This is a genomic window from Flavobacterium sediminilitoris (assembly GCF_023008245.1).
Taxonomy (GTDB): domain Bacteria; phylum Bacteroidota; class Bacteroidia; order Flavobacteriales; family Flavobacteriaceae; genus Flavobacterium; species Flavobacterium sediminilitoris.
Genome location: NZ_CP090145.1, coordinates 873723 through 889879, shown reverse-complemented (window position 1 = coordinate 889879; position 16157 = coordinate 873723). Strand labels below are relative to the sequence as shown.

Annotated in this window: 15 protein-coding genes and 1 tRNA gene; 10 read left to right on the top strand and 6 right to left on the bottom strand. The window is 31.6% G+C overall.

Annotated elements, in window-relative coordinates:
- Positions 1-136: 136 nt before the first annotated feature.
- Together LXD69_RS04135 and rbfA are read right to left on the bottom strand one after the other, a co-directional pair.
- Complete coding sequence (locus LXD69_RS04135; protein ID WP_246917747.1) at positions 137-1342, bottom strand: ABC transporter permease; 1206 nt, start codon at positions 1340-1342, stop codon at positions 137-139.
- A gap of 4 nt (positions 1343-1346) precedes the next feature.
- Positions 1347-1739: a 30S ribosome-binding factor RbfA gene (rbfA, locus tag LXD69_RS04130; protein ID WP_045970797.1), complete on the bottom strand. Its 393-nt coding sequence runs from the start codon at positions 1737-1739 to the stop codon at positions 1347-1349.
- A 111-nt stretch (positions 1740-1850) separates the two neighbouring features.
- On the opposite strand from rbfA, the gene mce reads away from it, so the two are divergent.
- The 3 genes from mce to LXD69_RS04115 all read left to right on the top strand — a co-directional run bounded on the left by mce (position 1851) and on the right by LXD69_RS04115 (position 2793).
- The gene (gene mce, locus LXD69_RS04125; RefSeq protein ID WP_246917745.1) at positions 1851-2252 is read left to right on the top strand and encodes a methylmalonyl-CoA epimerase; all 402 of its coding nucleotides are present in this window, start codon (positions 1851-1853) and stop codon (positions 2250-2252) included.
- Positions 2253-2310: 58 nt separating this feature from the next.
- Positions 2311-2384, top strand: a tRNA-Ile gene (locus LXD69_RS04120).
- Between the two features lie 199 nt (positions 2385-2583).
- Entirely contained in the window at positions 2584-2793 is a 210-nt protein-coding gene (locus tag LXD69_RS04115; RefSeq protein ID WP_152640761.1) for a hypothetical protein, read from the top strand.
- Between the two features lie 8 nt (positions 2794-2801).
- On the opposite strand, the gene LXD69_RS04110 is transcribed toward LXD69_RS04115, so the two are convergent.
- Complete coding sequence (locus LXD69_RS04110) at positions 2802-3392, bottom strand: riboflavin synthase (protein ID WP_246917743.1); 591 nt, start codon at positions 3390-3392, stop codon at positions 2802-2804.
- A 59-nt stretch (positions 3393-3451) separates the two neighbouring features.
- On the opposite strand from LXD69_RS04110, the gene pdxA reads away from it, so the two are divergent.
- The 6 genes from pdxA to accC all read left to right on the top strand — a co-directional run bounded on the left by pdxA (position 3452) and on the right by accC (position 8429).
- Positions 3452-4489 (top strand): 4-hydroxythreonine-4-phosphate dehydrogenase PdxA, encoded by a 1038-nt coding sequence (gene pdxA, locus LXD69_RS04105; protein ID WP_045970841.1) that lies wholly within the window; start codon positions 3452-3454, stop codon positions 4487-4489.
- 93 nt (positions 4490-4582) lie between these two features.
- Entirely contained in the window at positions 4583-5116 is a 534-nt protein-coding gene (locus LXD69_RS04100; protein ID WP_045970843.1) for a YceD family protein, read from the top strand.
- A gap of 9 nt (positions 5117-5125) precedes the next feature.
- Positions 5126-5320: a 50S ribosomal protein L32 gene (gene rpmF / locus LXD69_RS04095; protein WP_045970845.1), complete on the top strand. Its 195-nt coding sequence runs from the start codon at positions 5126-5128 to the stop codon at positions 5318-5320.
- Between the two features lie 163 nt (positions 5321-5483).
- Positions 5484-6482: a beta-ketoacyl-ACP synthase III gene (locus LXD69_RS04090; protein WP_246917742.1), complete on the top strand. Its 999-nt coding sequence runs from the start codon at positions 5484-5486 to the stop codon at positions 6480-6482.
- Between the two features lie 25 nt (positions 6483-6507).
- Positions 6508-6996, top strand: coding sequence for an acetyl-CoA carboxylase biotin carboxyl carrier protein (accB, locus tag LXD69_RS04085; protein WP_045970849.1), 489 nt, complete (start codon positions 6508-6510; stop codon positions 6994-6996).
- Positions 6997-7076: 80 nt separating this feature from the next.
- Positions 7077-8429, top strand: a complete 1353-nt coding sequence (gene accC, locus LXD69_RS04080) for an acetyl-CoA carboxylase biotin carboxylase subunit (protein ID WP_045970851.1) — start codon at positions 7077-7079, stop codon at positions 8427-8429.
- A gap of 35 nt (positions 8430-8464) precedes the next feature.
- On the opposite strand, the gene LXD69_RS04075 is transcribed toward accC, so the two are convergent.
- The 3 genes from LXD69_RS04075 to LXD69_RS04065 form a co-directional block, all read right to left on the bottom strand.
- Positions 8465-8977, bottom strand: a complete 513-nt coding sequence (locus LXD69_RS04075; protein WP_317236314.1) for a hypothetical protein — start codon at positions 8975-8977, stop codon at positions 8465-8467.
- A gap of 33 nt (positions 8978-9010) precedes the next feature.
- Complete coding sequence (locus LXD69_RS04070; protein ID WP_246917740.1) at positions 9011-10906, bottom strand: S9 family peptidase; 1896 nt, start codon at positions 10904-10906, stop codon at positions 9011-9013.
- A gap of 116 nt (positions 10907-11022) precedes the next feature.
- Positions 11023-14658, bottom strand: coding sequence for a GEVED domain-containing protein (locus tag LXD69_RS04065; RefSeq protein ID WP_246917739.1), 3636 nt, complete (start codon positions 14656-14658; stop codon positions 11023-11025).
- 236 nt (positions 14659-14894) lie between these two features.
- Between LXD69_RS04065 and LXD69_RS04060 the strand changes: the two genes are divergently transcribed.
- A complete protein-coding gene (locus LXD69_RS04060; protein WP_045970855.1) occupies positions 14895-16157 on the top strand; it encodes a dicarboxylate/amino acid:cation symporter in 1263 nt (420 codons plus the stop codon).

Here is a 16157-nt window from a genome sequence, read left to right as displayed (position 1 = left end):
TTAGTTTTAAAATAAGTTAATTAAAGAATTTATTGAGTGTTACAATAATAAAAGATCATTTAATGGTGAAAAAAATCAGTGAAATTTTATCTACTGGTTTTAACTGGTTTATTGTAAAAATTGTTAATAATCTATTTTAAGATGACTCAAAAAATTCTTTATTTACTCTGCCAGAAGCAATCCATGAGGATGTTATGCCAAGTGAGATAATAGTTAATACAACTATAATTATGTTTTCTATTTTAAATAAAACAGGATAGGCAATGCTTTGAGATATCATTAAAAGTGAAAATTCTTGTTGAATGATGATTAGGATGCTGCCAATTAATATGCCGAAAAAAAGACCAAAAGATGTGATAATTATTCCTTGAATAAAGAATATTTTTCTAATTTCTTTAAAGGTTAAGCCTATGTTGTATAAAGTATATATGTTTTCTTTTTTGTCGATAATAATCATTACGATAGCTCCAGCTAAACAAAATAAAGTTAAAATCACTACAAGGGTGCTAAATAAATAGATGAATAAATTTTCAGAATTTAACATTTTGTATAAAGAATCGTTTAATTGTGCTTTGGTTTTTATTTTCACATTGTTTTTGAAAATAACATTTAATTCTTCAATTATTTTTTCTTCTGGAATATTTTTGGATGCTTTTAGTTCTATGCTAGTGATTTGGTTTTGTTTGAATCCAAATAAATTTTGCGCAACTAGAATATCGCAATAAACATATTTACTGTCAACATCTTCGTTTATGTTGAAAATTCCTGTTGGTTGAAGTTTGGAAATATTAAAAGCATTTTCGTTATTTTCAATTAATCCTTTACCAGGTTTTGGTGAATAAATATCTAAGGAGTTTGTGAAATCAAATAGTCCTAAAGATAATCTTCTTGATATTTCTGCTCCGACAATTGCTTGATTTGTGTTTGGTTCTAGCCAGTTTCCTACATATAGATATTTGTCTATAGAGCTTACTTTTGTAAATATGCTATCAACTCCTTTTATTGTGGCTATTTGTTCTTTGTTGCTATAGCTGAATAGTACTCGGTCTTGAACTATTTTGCTGTAATTTGTGATTGAATTGCTTTCTTTTAATTTAAGTTCTTCTTCTTGAGTGATGAAAAAAGATTTTCCGTTTATGGCTTCAATTGTAAAATCGGGATCTGAAGAATTACTATAGCTGAGTGTGAATTCTTTTAAGCCACTAAATACGGAAAGAAAAATAAATAGTGCCATTGCGCTAGCAATAATAGCTACTGTTGCTATTATGGTTATGATGTTTATTGTAGAGTTTTTGCTAAAACTTACTGCATATCTTTTTGCTATGTAGAATGGGAAATTCAATGATTTATGATTTCTTTCTCTTGTCTAGTAAATCAGGGTTTAAGACAGGGTTTTCTTTTCCGCTTAGGGCGTCGTCGATTTTTTCAATATAATCTAAGCTATCATCAATGTAGAAAATTAGATTTGGAACTTTTCTTAATTGATTTTTTACACGTTGGGATAAATCATGCTTAATTAAAGGTGTGTTTGTTTTTATTGCATTTAAGATTTCTCCTGCTTTTTCCGTTGGGAAAACACTTAAAAAAACTTTAGCTATAGATAAATCTGAAGTTACATTAACTTTTGAAACTGAAATCACTAAATTACTTACTCCGTTTTTTCTTATTTCTCCTTGAAGAATGTCAACAAGGTCTTTTTGTAATAATGTGCCTATTTTTTTTTGTCTGTTCGTTTCCATTTTGCAAAAATACGTAATAATGTTATAAACTAAATAGAATTATTTTTTTAGAGTAAAACTTTTTGTTATTTTGTGTTTAATTAAGTTTTTAATGTTTCTAAAACAGAAATAATGCGAAAAATTGAACATATAGGTATAGCTGTAAAAGACTTGGAAGTCTCTAATTTGATTTTTGAAAAGCTTCTAGGGGTGTCGTCATATAAAGAAGAAGTGGTAGAAAGGGAAGGGGTTAAAACTTCTTTTTTTGAGAATGGACCTAATAAAATCGAATTATTACAAGCGATTAGAGAGGATAGTCCAATAGCTAAATTTATTGAAAAAAAAGGGGAAGGGATTCATCATATAGCTTTTGATGTTGAAAATATTTTACTCGAAATTGAAAGATTGAAAAAAGAAGGATTTGTTGTTTTGAATGAATTGCCGAAGAAAGGTGCTGATAATAAGTTGGTTGCTTTTCTTCATCCTAAAAGTACAAATGGAGTTTTGATAGAACTTTGTCAAGAAATAAAATAAAAATATAAAAAATGTTGCATTGAATAAAAAATAGTAGTAATATTGCAACCTCAAAACTGGTCCTATAGCTCAGTTGGTTAGAGCACCTGACTCATAATCAGGTGGTCCCTGGTTCGAGCCCAGGTGGGACCACAAAAAAAATTAGCCAGAAATGGCTATTTTTTTTGTTTAGTTAAGAAAATTTTAAGTTTTTTTTAAAAATGATTGTTTAGTGCAAAAATATTCTTATTTTAGTACTCGGTTAATTAATTTTTTTGACTAAATAATAATTAAAACATTAACAAGGGATTTTTCTTCTTGCAAGAAAGGGAAAATTTATATTTTTATAACCATGAAGTTAGTAATAAATAGAATAGTTTTCATAGTTGCATTTTTGATGAGTTTTTATAATGGGTTCTCTCAAGAAACTCCTCCTCCTCCAACTCCTCCTCCTGGTGATCCTGTGCCTATAGATGGTGGAATAGTGCTAATGTTTTTTGTAGCAATACTGTTTGGATATTATATTTCAAGATATTTTTATAATAAAAAAAGCTCTATATAGAGCTTTTTTTATTTTTGTAATTCCTGAATTCTTTTTATATACTTGCCGAGTACGTCGAATTCTAAATTAATAATGGTTCCAACTTTGTAATGCTTGAAGTTTGTATTCTCGTAAGTATAAGGTATTATAGCAACACTGAATTCGTTTCGTTTTGAGTTTACAACTGTTAAACTTGTGCCGTTAATTGTTATAGATCCTTTTTCTATAGTTATATTGTTACTTGCTTCGTCGTATTCAAAAGTAAAATACCAGCTTCCGTTTGTTTCGGTTATTTCTTTACATATGCCTATTTGGTCTACATGGCCTTGAACTATGTGTCCGTCAAGTCTGTCTCCGAGTTTCATTGCTCGCTCAAGATTAATGACGTCGTTCTCTTTCCAAGAAGAAATGTTTGTTTTTTCAATGGTTTCTTTTATTGCAGTAACGGTGTATTCGCTGTCTTTTATTGCAACTACAGTTAAGCAAATTCCATTATGAGCAACACTTTGGTCAATTTTTAATTCATTTGTAATATTTGAATTTAATTTGATGTGAAGGTTTTCTTTGTCTTTGGTAATTTCTTTTATTGTTCCTAATGTTTCAATGATTCCGGTAAACATAACTAATTTTATTTTACTAAATTTGCAATTCAAAAGTAAGTAATTAATAGGAACTTATTATGGTAAAAAGAACAGAAAATATAATTGTAGGAATATCTATAGGTGATTTGAATGGAATTGGTCCTGAAGTAGTGCTTAAAACATTTGAAGATAATAGGATGCTAGAATTATGTACGCCTGTTATTTTTGCAAATATTAAAATAGTTTCTTTTTTAAAGAAAAATTTGGGATTAGATTCTAGTTTGCATGGTATTGATAATCTAGGTCAGATGGTTTTAGGGAAAATAAATGTTTTAAATGTTTGGAAAGAAGGAGTTAATATAGAGTACGGGAAGAATGATGAGGTTGTAGGGAAATATTCTATTAAATCATTTCAGTCAGCAACTAAAGCTTTAAAGGAGGGGCTTGTAGATGTTTTAGTTACGGCTCCTATAAATAAATATAATATTCAATCCGAAGAATTTAAGTTTCCAGGACATACGGATTATTTAAATAGTCAATTAAATGGAGATGCTTTAATGTTGATGGTTCATGATAAATTTCGTGTGGGTTTATTGACAGATCATATTCCTGTTAATGAAGTTTCTAAGCATTTAACGGAAGATTTGTTGGTTGAAAAAATAAATACAATTATAAAATCACTTGAGCAAGATTTTGGAGTTGTTAAGCCTAAAGTGGCTTTGCTAGGACTTAATCCTCATAGTGGTGATAATGGAGTTATTGGTGATGAAGAAGAGAAAGTTATAAAACCTGTAGTTAAAAAAATGTTTGATTCTGGTAAAATGGTTTTTGGACCGTATTCATCAGATAGTTTTTTTGGGTCATATCAATATGAAAAATATGATGCCATTCTAGCTATGTATCATGATCAAGGACTTATTCCATTTAAAACATTATCGTTTGGAAAAGGAGTAAATTATACAGCAGGATTAGATAAAATACGAACATCTCCAGACCATGGAACTGCTTATGAAATAGCAGGAAAAAGGTTGGCGAATTATGATTCTTTTAAAGAAGCTGTTTATTTAGCAATTGACGTTTTTAATAAAAGAAAAGAATATCAAGAATTAACTAAAAAGCCTTTGAAGGTTAGGTAAATATAGTTGTAAACAAAAAAATGTTTATAACTGGTTTTAATTTATAATAATTTTATATCTTTGCATCCCATTAATGATGGGTTGACTGTTGTTATGAAAAAATTAAAAGAATATTTGATTCAGTTTGCTGGATTGAAATTGGGGAAGCATCAGTTTGAATATCAATTAGATAATTCGTTCTTTGAGTGCTTTGATTATAGCGAGTTTAATGCTGTTGATATCAAAGTAGATTTGATTTTAGAGAAGAAGAATACGATGCTTGAGCTCGATTTCAAATATAAAGGAATTGTAAATGTACCTTGTGATTTAACAAATGAAATGTTTGATTTGCCAATTAAAGGAAAATTAAAATTGATTGTTAATTTTGGAAATACATTTAATAATGAAAATGAAGAATTACTTGTTTTGCCTCATGGTGAGTTTCAAGTAGATGTTTCTCAATATATTTATGAAGGAATTGTGCTTTCTGTTCCTGTTAAGAGAATTCATCCAGGAATAAAGGATGGAACATTGAAAACAGATGCACTAGAAACATTAGAGAAACTTTCTCCAAAAGAAGAACAAGAAGAACAAGAAAATATTGACCCAAGATGGGAAAATTTAAAAAAACTATTAACGGATAAATAATATAGTAAAATGGCACATCCTAAGAGAAAAATCTCCAAAACAAGAAGAGATAAAAGAAGAACACATTACAAAGCATCTGTACCTCAAATTGCTACATGTCCTACAACAGGAGAAGCACATTTGTATCACAGAGCTTATTGGCATGAAGGTAAAATGTATTACAGAGGTCAAGTTGTAATTGATAAAGCAGAAGCAGTTGCTTAATGCTTTTAAAAAATAGAGAAAAACTCTCACACTGTGAGAGTTTTTTTGTTAATAAGATTTTTACTTATTCAAACTGACTCTATTTTTTACAGGTTTGATTTTTTTTTTGTAATTTCCACCACTCTTTAAGAAGTTTTTATTTTATAGAGGAAAAATTATTTTTATGAATAAAATTACAGCCGCAATTACAGCAATTGGCTCTTATGTTCCTGACTATGTTCTTTCTAATAAAGTATTAGAAGAAATGGTTGAAACCAATGATGAATGGATAACCAGTAGAACTGGAATAAAGGAACGAAGAATTTTAAAAGAAGAAGGTCAAGGAACTTCTTTTTTAGCAATTAAAGCTGCTCAAAATTTAATTGAGAAAGCTCAAATTGATCCAAAAGAGATTGATTTAGTTATTATGGCAACCGCAACGCCAGATATGCCTGTTGCTTCAACAGGGGTATACGTAGCAACACAAATAGGGGCTACAAATGCATTCGCATACGATTTACAAGCCGCTTGTTCAAGTTTTTTATATGGAATTTCTACAGCTTCTGCCTATATAGAATCTGGAAGATATAAAAAAGTACTATTGATCGGAGCTGATAAAATGTCTTCAATTATAGATTATACAGATAGAGCAACATGTATCATTTTTGGTGATGGTGCTGGTGCTGTTTTATTTGAGCCTAATAATGAAGGATTAGGGCTTCAAGATGAATTATTGAAAAGTGATGGAATTGGAAGAGAATTTTTAAAAATAGATGCGGGAGGTTCAATTTTGCCAGCTTCTGAACAAACAATAAAGAATAAACAACATTTTGTTTTTCAAGATGGAAAAACAGTGTTTAAATATGCTGTTTCTGGAATGGCTGATGTCAGTGAGAAAATTATGCAACGTAATAATCTTTCACATGATGATGTAAACTGGTTAGTTGCGCATCAAGCAAACAAGAGAATTATTGATGCCACAGCAAATAGAATGGGATTGGATGAAAGCAAAGTTTTAGTAAATATCCATCGTTATGGTAATACTACTTCTGCAACACTACCTTTGTTGTTGGCTGATTTTGAAAGTCAACTTAAAAAAGGAGATAATATTATTTTTGCCGCATTTGGAGGAGGATTCACTTGGGGAGCTATTTATCTAAAATGGGCATATAACAAAAATTAACAAACTAAACCAAATTTCAAATAGTATGGATATTAGAGAAATTCAAAACCTAATTAAATTCGTAGCAAAATCTGGAGCTACTGAAGTAAAGTTGGAAATGGATGATTTTAAAATCACCATAAAAACAACAAATGAAGAAGCAGAATCAACTACAACTTATGTTCAACAAGTTCCTGTTTCTACAGCGTTGCCACAAGCTTCAGCTCCTCAGCCAGTTGCACCAACTGCACCAGTTGCACCAACTGCAGCACCTGAAGTAGACGAAAATGCTAAATATATTACAGTTAAGTCACCTATAATAGGTACATTTTATAGAAAACCAGCACCTGATAAACCAGTTTTTGTTGAAGTTGGTTCAACAATTTCAAAAGGAGATGTGGTTTGTGTAATAGAAGCAATGAAATTATTTAACGAAATTGAATCAGAAATATCAGGTAAAATCGTTAAAGTATTAGTTGATGATTCATCACCAGTAGAGTTTGATCAACCATTATTTTTAGTAGATCCATCTTAAGTAAGAAATTATAAATTGTAAGTGAATGTTTATTCATGATTTAAATGATTTAAGTTTCAAAAATTTAAAATTTCCGAAAGATGTTTAAAAAAATATTAATAGCAAATAGAGGGGAAATTGCACTTCGTGTGATTAGAACTTGTAAAGAAATGGGAATTAAAACAGTAGCTGTTTATTCAACAGCAGATGCTGATAGTTTACATGTTCGATTCGCAGATGAAGCAGTTTGTATTGGTCCTCCTCCAAGTAATTTATCTTACTTGAAAATGTCAAATATAATTGCAGCAGCAGAAATTACTAATGCAGATGCAATTCATCCTGGTTATGGATTTTTATCAGAAAATGCTAAATTTTCAAAAATATGTGAAGAACACGGTATTAAATTTATCGGTGCTTCTGCAGATATGATTGATAAAATGGGAGATAAGGCAACTGCAAAGGCTACTATGAAAGCAGCAGGAGTTCCATGTGTTCCTGGTTCAGAAGGAATATTAGAATCTTTTGAGCAAACTCAGAAGTTAGCAAAAGAAATGGGATATCCTGTGATGTTGAAAGCAACTGCTGGTGGTGGTGGAAAAGGAATGCGTGCTGTTTGGAAAGAAGAAGATCTATTGAAGGCTTGGGAGAGTGCTCGTCAAGAGGCTGGAGCTGCTTTTGGTAATGACGGAATGTACATGGAAAAGTTAATTGAAGAGCCACGTCATATTGAAATTCAAGTTGTAGGTGATTCATACGGAAAAGCATGCCATTTATCTGAAAGAGATTGTTCAGTTCAACGTCGTCACCAAAAATTAACAGAAGAAACTCCTTCTCCTTTTATGACTGACGATTTACGTAATGAAATGGGTAATGCTGCTGTAAAAGCTGCGGAATTTATTAAATACGAAGGAGCTGGTACAGTAGAATTTCTTGTTGATAAGCATAGGAATTTTTATTTTATGGAAATGAATACCCGTATTCAAGTGGAACATCCTATTACAGAGCAAGTTATTGATTATGATTTAATTCGTGAACAAATTTTGGTTGCAGCAGGTGTGCCAATTTCAGGAAAAAATTATTTTCCGCAATTACACTCAATAGAATGTCGTATTAATGCTGAAGATCCATATAATGATTTTCGTCCATCTCCAGGTAAGATAACTGTTTTGCATTCACCAGGAGGACACGGAGTTCGATTAGATACTCACGTGTATGCAGGATATACAATTCCACCAAATTACGATTCAATGATTGCTAAATTAATTACTACTGCTCAGACAAGAGAAGAAGCAATAAGTAAAATGAAGAGAGCTTTAGATGAATTTGTAATTGAAGGAATTAAAACAACAATACCATTCCATAGACAGTTAATGGATGAGCCAGATTATGTGGCTGGAAATTATACTACAAAATTCATGGAATCTTTTGTAATGAAAGATAAAGTTGAAGAATAAAAAAATAAAAAACTCCCAAACTTGGGAGTTTTTTATTAGGTTAAATTTTTAATTAATTCATCTACTTCATTTTTTTGAGCTAAGTATTTTAATTGGAGTTCGGAATTTCTACCCATTCTGTGATAGTATTCCATTCCTTTTGATGCAAAGTGTTTTAAATAATAGTTTGATGCAATTGGAATTAAAGGGAATTCTTTATGGAATAGCATTTCGTAATAAGCTTGCCATTCTCGCTCGTTTTTATCTTTAATTAGACTTTCTGGAGCTTTTTGTTTTACATGGAGCATTTCATGGGCAAGTAGGTTTAAGATTAGAACGAGAGGGAATTGAAATACATTTTTAGGAATTTGTACTTTTTGTGGTTTTCCTAAAGCTCCTATTGTAACCATTAAAATAAATTCTGGTTTAGCTTCTTCTGTTAATTCAAATCCTTTAAAGTTGTGATGGCTTAATCTATAAACTTTAAGTAAGAATTCAGCGGCTTCAATAGTCATTTCTAATTCATGGAATTTTTTAATAGTAAATTCTATTTCATCAAATGGCATCATAAGTAATTGGGGGCTTCTTGTTTTATTAAAATTTTATAATGTTTCTTTTAACCATTTGAAAAATTCATGTTGCCAAACTAGTCCATTTTGAGGTTTTAATATCCAATGATTTTCCTCAGGAAATAACATAAAGCGGCTTTTTATTCCTTTTAATTGAGCAGCTTGAAATGCTTCTTGACTTTGTCCTACAGGAACGCGATAATCTTTGGCTCCTTGAATAATGAAAATAGGCGTATTCCAGTTGTTTACTAAGTTAATAGGATTGAATTCATTATAAGCTTTTTGTGCTAAGCTGTTGTTTTTTTCCCAATAAGCACCACCCATATCCCAATTTGTAAAGAATACTTCTTCTGTTGTGCCATACATACTTTGAGTATTGAAAATTCCAGCGTGAGCTATAAATGTTTTAAATCTGTTTTTGTGGATTCCAGCTAAATAAAAAACAGAATAACCTCCATAACTAGCACCAACTGCTCCTAATCTTGTTTTGTCAACATAGTTTTCTTGTGAAATATCATCAATTGCGCTTAAATAATCATCCATTGCTTGTCCTCCCCAATCTTTACTGATTTCTTCGTTCCAGCTTACGCCATGTCCTGGCATACCTCTTCTATTTGGGGCAACTACAATGTATCCTTGAGAAGCCATAACTTGAAAATTCCATCTGAATGAATAGAATTGAGATAAAGCTCCTTGTGGACCACCTTGGCAGTATAAAAGTGTTGGGTATTTCTTTTTTGCATCAAAATTTGGAGGTAAAATTACCCAAACTAGCATGTCTTTTCCGTCGGTTGTTTTTACAATTCTTTTCTCAATTTTAGGTAAAGAAAGGTTGTTGTAGATTTCGGTATTGATGTTTGTTAATTGTTTCCAATCTTTTTTATTTAGATTATAGCTAAATATTTCATTAGCATGATTCATGTCGCTTCTTGTAACTAAAACTTTTTCTTCATGGAAACCAATAATTTGATTTATGTCGAATTGTCCTTCAGTAATTTGTTTAACACGAATTGCTATTTTAGTTAAACCTGGAAAGTTTACTTCAAATAATTGTTTTGTACCATTAATGGGTGCTAAAAAATACACTTTTCTACCATCATTACTCCATGTAAAACTATCAACTGTTCCATCCCAATTAGAAGTTAGATTAATATCTGTTCCTTTATGACGAACAATGATATCATTTTTATCGGCTTCATAACCATCGCGTTTCATTTGTAACCAAGATAAATCGCTGTTTGGTGAAAATTGAGGGGCTACATCGTAACCAGAATTATTTTTGGTTAAATTTTTAGTTATTCCAGATTTTAAATTATACTCATACAAATCAGTATTTGTGCTAATTGCATAAGCTGTTTTTTCTTTTTTCTTAGAAACATAAATCACTTTTAAACCATCTGGAGACCAAATGTAATCTTCATCTCCACCAAAAGGCTTTTGAGGGGAATCGAAAGGTTCGTTTTTCATGATGTCAATTTCTTTGTTTTTGTCATCTGTGATTATTACATGATTATGATTTCCATTATTATATGTATCCCAATGACGATAATCTAGTCCGTCATATATTAAAACATCACTTTTATCTAATGTTGGATAGTAGTCTTTTCCAAGTGTATTGTTGATCTTGACTTCTTTGTGTGAAAGGGTCCATTTTCCATCAGAAGATTTATTTTTATCAGAAATTAAGCTAATGTATTCTTTTAATTCAGATGCTTTTCCTCCATTTATTGGAATACTATAATATTTTGAATTTGATTTGTTTTCATCTATGGAAGGAGTGCTGACTTTATAAATAATGTTTTTATTATCATTTGATATTCCTAAAGGAGATATTCTTCCTAACTTCCATAATAATTCTGGAGTCATTATTTCTTGGGACATTGCTGATAATCCACTCATGCTAATAAGTATTAATGCGATTTTTTTCATTTTTCATTTTTTTATTAGAAAGGTTAAAAATAAATATTTTAAAATAAATTACTATAAATATGTAATAAAATAAAAAAGACCTTCATTTGAAGGTCTTTTTTGAAAGAATAGAAAAATTATTGTTTAATGAATTGTTTGTTTGTTATTGTGTTTTGATCAGATATTTCAATGATATAATTTCCAGAATTTAATGTGGAAATATCAATAGAACTATTTGAAATATTACCATTTAATACAACTTTACCAATTAAGCTATAAATTTTAAAAGTTGCTTTGTCAGAGACTGAATTTATGTTTAGTAAAGTGATAGCTGGGTTAGGGTATAAAATAATTTCCTTATCTAAAGAGGTTATTTCTTGCTCATCTTTGCTAGAACCAGTGATGTTTATACTGTAATCTTCCACTTGTCCATATGTAAATGTTTCACATGAAGTAGGGGTAGCGTTGTATTTCATCGAAACTCTCATTCTAGTTGTTCCAATAGATGCGTTAGAAGGTATAGAAATAGTTCCGCTAACAGGAGTTGTTTTTGTTGCTCCAATTGTTACTACTTGTTCTCCTGAATCTGAAAAATCTCCATCTTGATTAAAATCAATCCATACGGCATAGCCTTCATTATATACAGTTCCTGTCCATAAAGGTGTAATTGTTATTGTTTGTGAAGATCCTCTTGAAACATTTGTTGATATTGAAGTGAAGTCTTCATAGCCAGATGTCCCAGTAGATGTGTTGTTTATGTTGCCATATTCAACTTTGGAGATTCTTTCATCATTAGTGTTGTTTCCTTGTGAGTTACAATATGATACTGTGTTTGATAGTGTTGTTACATTAACTGTATTGCTAGATAAAGAAACATTACCTACTGCATCTTTTGCTTTTACGCTAAATGTATATGTTGTTGCAGGAGTTAAACCAGTAGCAGAATATGTTGTTGCAGTTGTAGTGTTTCCGATTAATGTTGTTCCACTAAAGATATCATAACCAGTTACTCCAACATTATCTGTAGAAGTTGTCCATGATAGGTTAGTTGAGGTTTGAGTTGTTCCAGAAGCAGATAAAGTTGGTGAAGAAGGAGGTGTTGTGTCTGGTGTTCCAGAACCAATATTTATAGTATAATCTTCGACCTCTCCATAAGAAAAAGCTTCACATGATGTTGGTATGTTATTGAATTTCATCGAAACTCTCATTCTAGTTGCTCCGTTTGAAGCAGAAGAAGGAATGGTAAATGTTCCAGAGACAGGTGTTGTTGTGCTTGCTGTTTTGCTCCATACTAATTCTCCTGCGTCGTCAAAACTTCCATTTTGATTATAATCAATCCAAACAGCATAACCTTCACTGTATGTGCTGCCTGTCCATGTAGGGGTTATTGTGATAGTATATGCTGTTCCTTTGTTTACAGTGGTTGAAATGCTTGTGAAATCGGTATAACCATTATTTCCTGTTGATGCATTATTTATTGTATTGAACTGAACTCTACCTATGTATTCATCGGAAACATTATTTCCGTTGCTATTGCAATATGTAGGGGTTGTTGATCCAGGTAGTGTTGTGATGTTTACAGTATTGCTTGAAGAAGATAGATTTCCAGCCGCATCTTTAGCTCTTATTGAAAAATTGTATGCTGTAGCAGGGGTTAATCCTGTAACATTGTATGTAGTTGTAGTTGAAGTTCCAATTTGGTTGCTTCCTTGGTATATATTATATCCCGTTACTCCTACATTATCGGTTGAGGCATTCCAAGAAAGATTTGTGGTTGTTTGTGTCGTTCCAGAAGCTGTTAGATTTGTTGGAGCTGTAGGAGCAGTAGTGTCATTAGAACCAGTTGTAATTGTAAAATTAGAATTTGATATATCAAAGAAAATATGGTTTGTTCCTTTTACCATTATCTTGTTTTGTGTTCCAGGTGTGTTTGGAATGATTACACTTTGAGATCCGTCATTTGGAGTATTTGATAGTAAAATAGTGTTGAAATTATTTCCTCCATCAGTTGAAAGTAATATATCTACGTTAGCGCAGTTTACTCCATTAGCGGTTGTTCCTGCAACATTCCAAGTGATTGTTTGAGAAGAGCCGCCTGGATATGATACAGCAGTGTTAGGAGATGAAACGGTAAATGGGCCTGCGGTTGAGTTTACTGTTACTACCATATCATCACTGTTATTTGCTGAGCCACCTGCTCTATTATCTCTTACAGTAAATCTGAAATTCATTGTTCTTGCAACTGAAGGGAGTGCTTCAACTGTAATTTCTGTTCCAGATGTAGTAGATGAGTTTGCTAAAACACTTTCTAGTCTAGGAAACATTCTTGTTGGCGAGGTTGTAGGGTTGTATGACCTAAAAGTTGGACCTGATGTTCTAGTTGCACTAGCAGCAGAACTAGCTCCTGTTGCAGATGAAGCAGCGTTATCAAATTGTTCCCAAATATATGTTAAGACGTCTCCATCTGCATCAGTACCAGAACCAGTAAGAATAAAAGGAGTGCTTTTAGGAATTGTAAAATCACTTCCTGCATTAGCGGTTGGCACAGAGTTTCCTGTATTAGTAACAGTTGGGCAAGTTTTTGTTTTAATATTATTTGTTACTTGTTGAATACTCGCAGAATGGAAATAGGCATCAGAATGAGGTTGTACATCTTGAGAGGTAATCCCAGCATATCCCATAATGGTTGAACCAGAACCAGGTTCCATATTTACACCTGTTCCTTCATTGTTCATAGAGAATGTGTGATTTGCTCCAAATTGATGTCCAATTTCATGAGCAACATAATCAATGTCGAAATTATCACCTTCTGGTATTGTGCTTGATGTGAAGCCGCTTCCTTTGCCAGAATTACAAATACATCCTATACATCCTGCGTTTCCATTGTTTCCAGCTTTTGTTAGTAAATGACCAACGTCATAGTTTGAATCTCCAATTACTGAAGTCAGAGTGCTTTGTAGTTGACTGTTATAACTTGTAGTATAAGGATCAGTAGATGCATTAGTGTAAATTACATCATCGGTATTAGATATTAATACCATTCTAGCACTAAAGTCTTTTTCAAAAACACCATTAACACGAGTCATGGTGGTATTTATAGCGGCTAACGCAAGAGCTTTTGTTCCTCCAAAATAGGAAGTGTATTCTCCAGTAACAGACATAGCTAGGCGGAATGTTCTTAATTTAGAATCATCAGCATTAGGACGTAAAGTTGAGGTTGATGCTATTTTGTTATTAACACTTTCAACAACATTACATTCAAATTTTGAAAATGCTGCTTTTCGATCTGCTTTTCTGTATACTGTGTATGTTTTTAAATCTTTAGTATATGGTTCAATAAATTCAGCAGATTTATCTGCATATAAAGTCATTGATTGAAAGCCTAGAGGAGATATACTAAAATATACTGTTGCAGTTGGATTATCGATTCCATAACCAATATAAGATTTGATTTCTGGATATCTATTGGCTAAATCTTGATCCATATTTGAATTTTCTAATACAGAAAATCGTTCCATTTTACCGTCTCTATTTGGAATGGAAATAATAGTGTTTGAATTTTCATTGAAATTGACTCTTTTGGAAACACTTTTAATGGTTTGTTTAAGACTGTTTATGTCTAAAGTGAAGAGGTTGGTTTGTGAGAGTGAGTTTTTGTTTTCGAAAATGGGAGCGTCGCTCTTCGTGGTTTTTTTCCAAAAAGTTTCTCTGTTTTGAGCAAAAGAGAAACTTGAAATCGCAATTAAAGCAATTAAAAGAAATTTTTGTTTCATAATTAGTTATAGTTTTGAATTTTAGCGTTTCAAATATATATAAATTATACTCAAGTATTTTACAGATTTAATATAAAAAAAGTTAAAAAAATAAATCATTTTTAATTAAAAGTATTATTTTTTGTACAAAATTAAATAAGATTGCAAAAGTTACGAGGTTTTAAAATTTCATATTGAGTGTTATTTTTTGAAAAAATATCCCTATTTTCACGCTTTAAAATAGAAAGTGTAAAAAAATGAAGAAATTAGCATTGCATTGGCAAATATTACTAGGAATGGTGTTGGGAGTTTTGTTTGCATTTCTTTTTATACAATTTGACTGGGGTAAGCAATTTATAATTGATTGGATAAAGCCATTTGGTAATATTTTTATCAATTTATTGAAATTGATTGCAGTACCATTGATTTTAGCATCATTGATAAAAGGAGTTTCAGATTTAAAAGATATTTCTAAGCTCTCCAAAATGGGAGGTAGAACGATAGGAATATATTTATTGACAACTGTTTTTGCTGTATCTATAGGACTAGCTGTAGTTAATATTATAAAACCTGGGAAATTTATTTCTGAGGAAACTAGAATAGAACTTGTAGGAAGTTATTCAAATGATGCGAATTCAAAGATTCAAGCTGCTGAAAATCAAAAAAAAGCAGGTCCACTTCAAGCATTGGAAGATATTGTGCCAAGTAATATCATAGGAGCTGCTTCTGATAATGGCAATATGTTGCAAGTCATCTTCTTTGCAATTTTCTTTGGTATTGCTTTAATTCTCATTCCTGTTGAAAGTTCTACTCCTGTAAAAGCTTTTTTTGATGGATTTAATGAAGCTATTTTGAAAATGATTGATATTATTATGCTAGCGGCACCTTTTGGGGTTTTTGCACTTTTAGCATCACTAGTAGCTGAATCTCCAAGTCTAGATTTATTTGAAGCGCTTTTTTGGTATGGATTGTGTGTAATCATTGGTTTATCTCTAATGTTAGGATTTTATGTTTTAATAGTATTTATAATAACAGGGAAAAAGCCTCAATTTTTTATTAATGGAATTGCTCCTGCTCAATTATTAGCGTTTTCGACTAGTTCAAGTGCTGCTACTTTACCTGTTACAATGGAAAGAGTTGTAGATAATCTTGGTGTAGATGATGAAGTTGCTAGTTTTGTTTTACCAATTGGAGCAACGATTAATATGGACGGAACAAGTCTTTATCAGGCTGTTGCTGCTGTATTTATTGCGCAAGCTTTTGGAATGGATCTTAGTTTTGGAGTTCAATTGGGGATTATTGCTACCGCTACTTTAGCATCTATAGGTAGTGCAGCAGTACCTGGAGCAGGAATGGTAATGTTAGTAATTGTACTAGCTCAAGCTGGAATTCCTGAAGCAGGTTTAGCCCTAATTTTTGCAATAGATAGGCCTTTAGATATGTGTAGAACCACAGTCAATGTAACTGGAGATGCAGCAGTTTCTATGGTGGTGGCTAAATCAGTAGATAAATTAGCATAA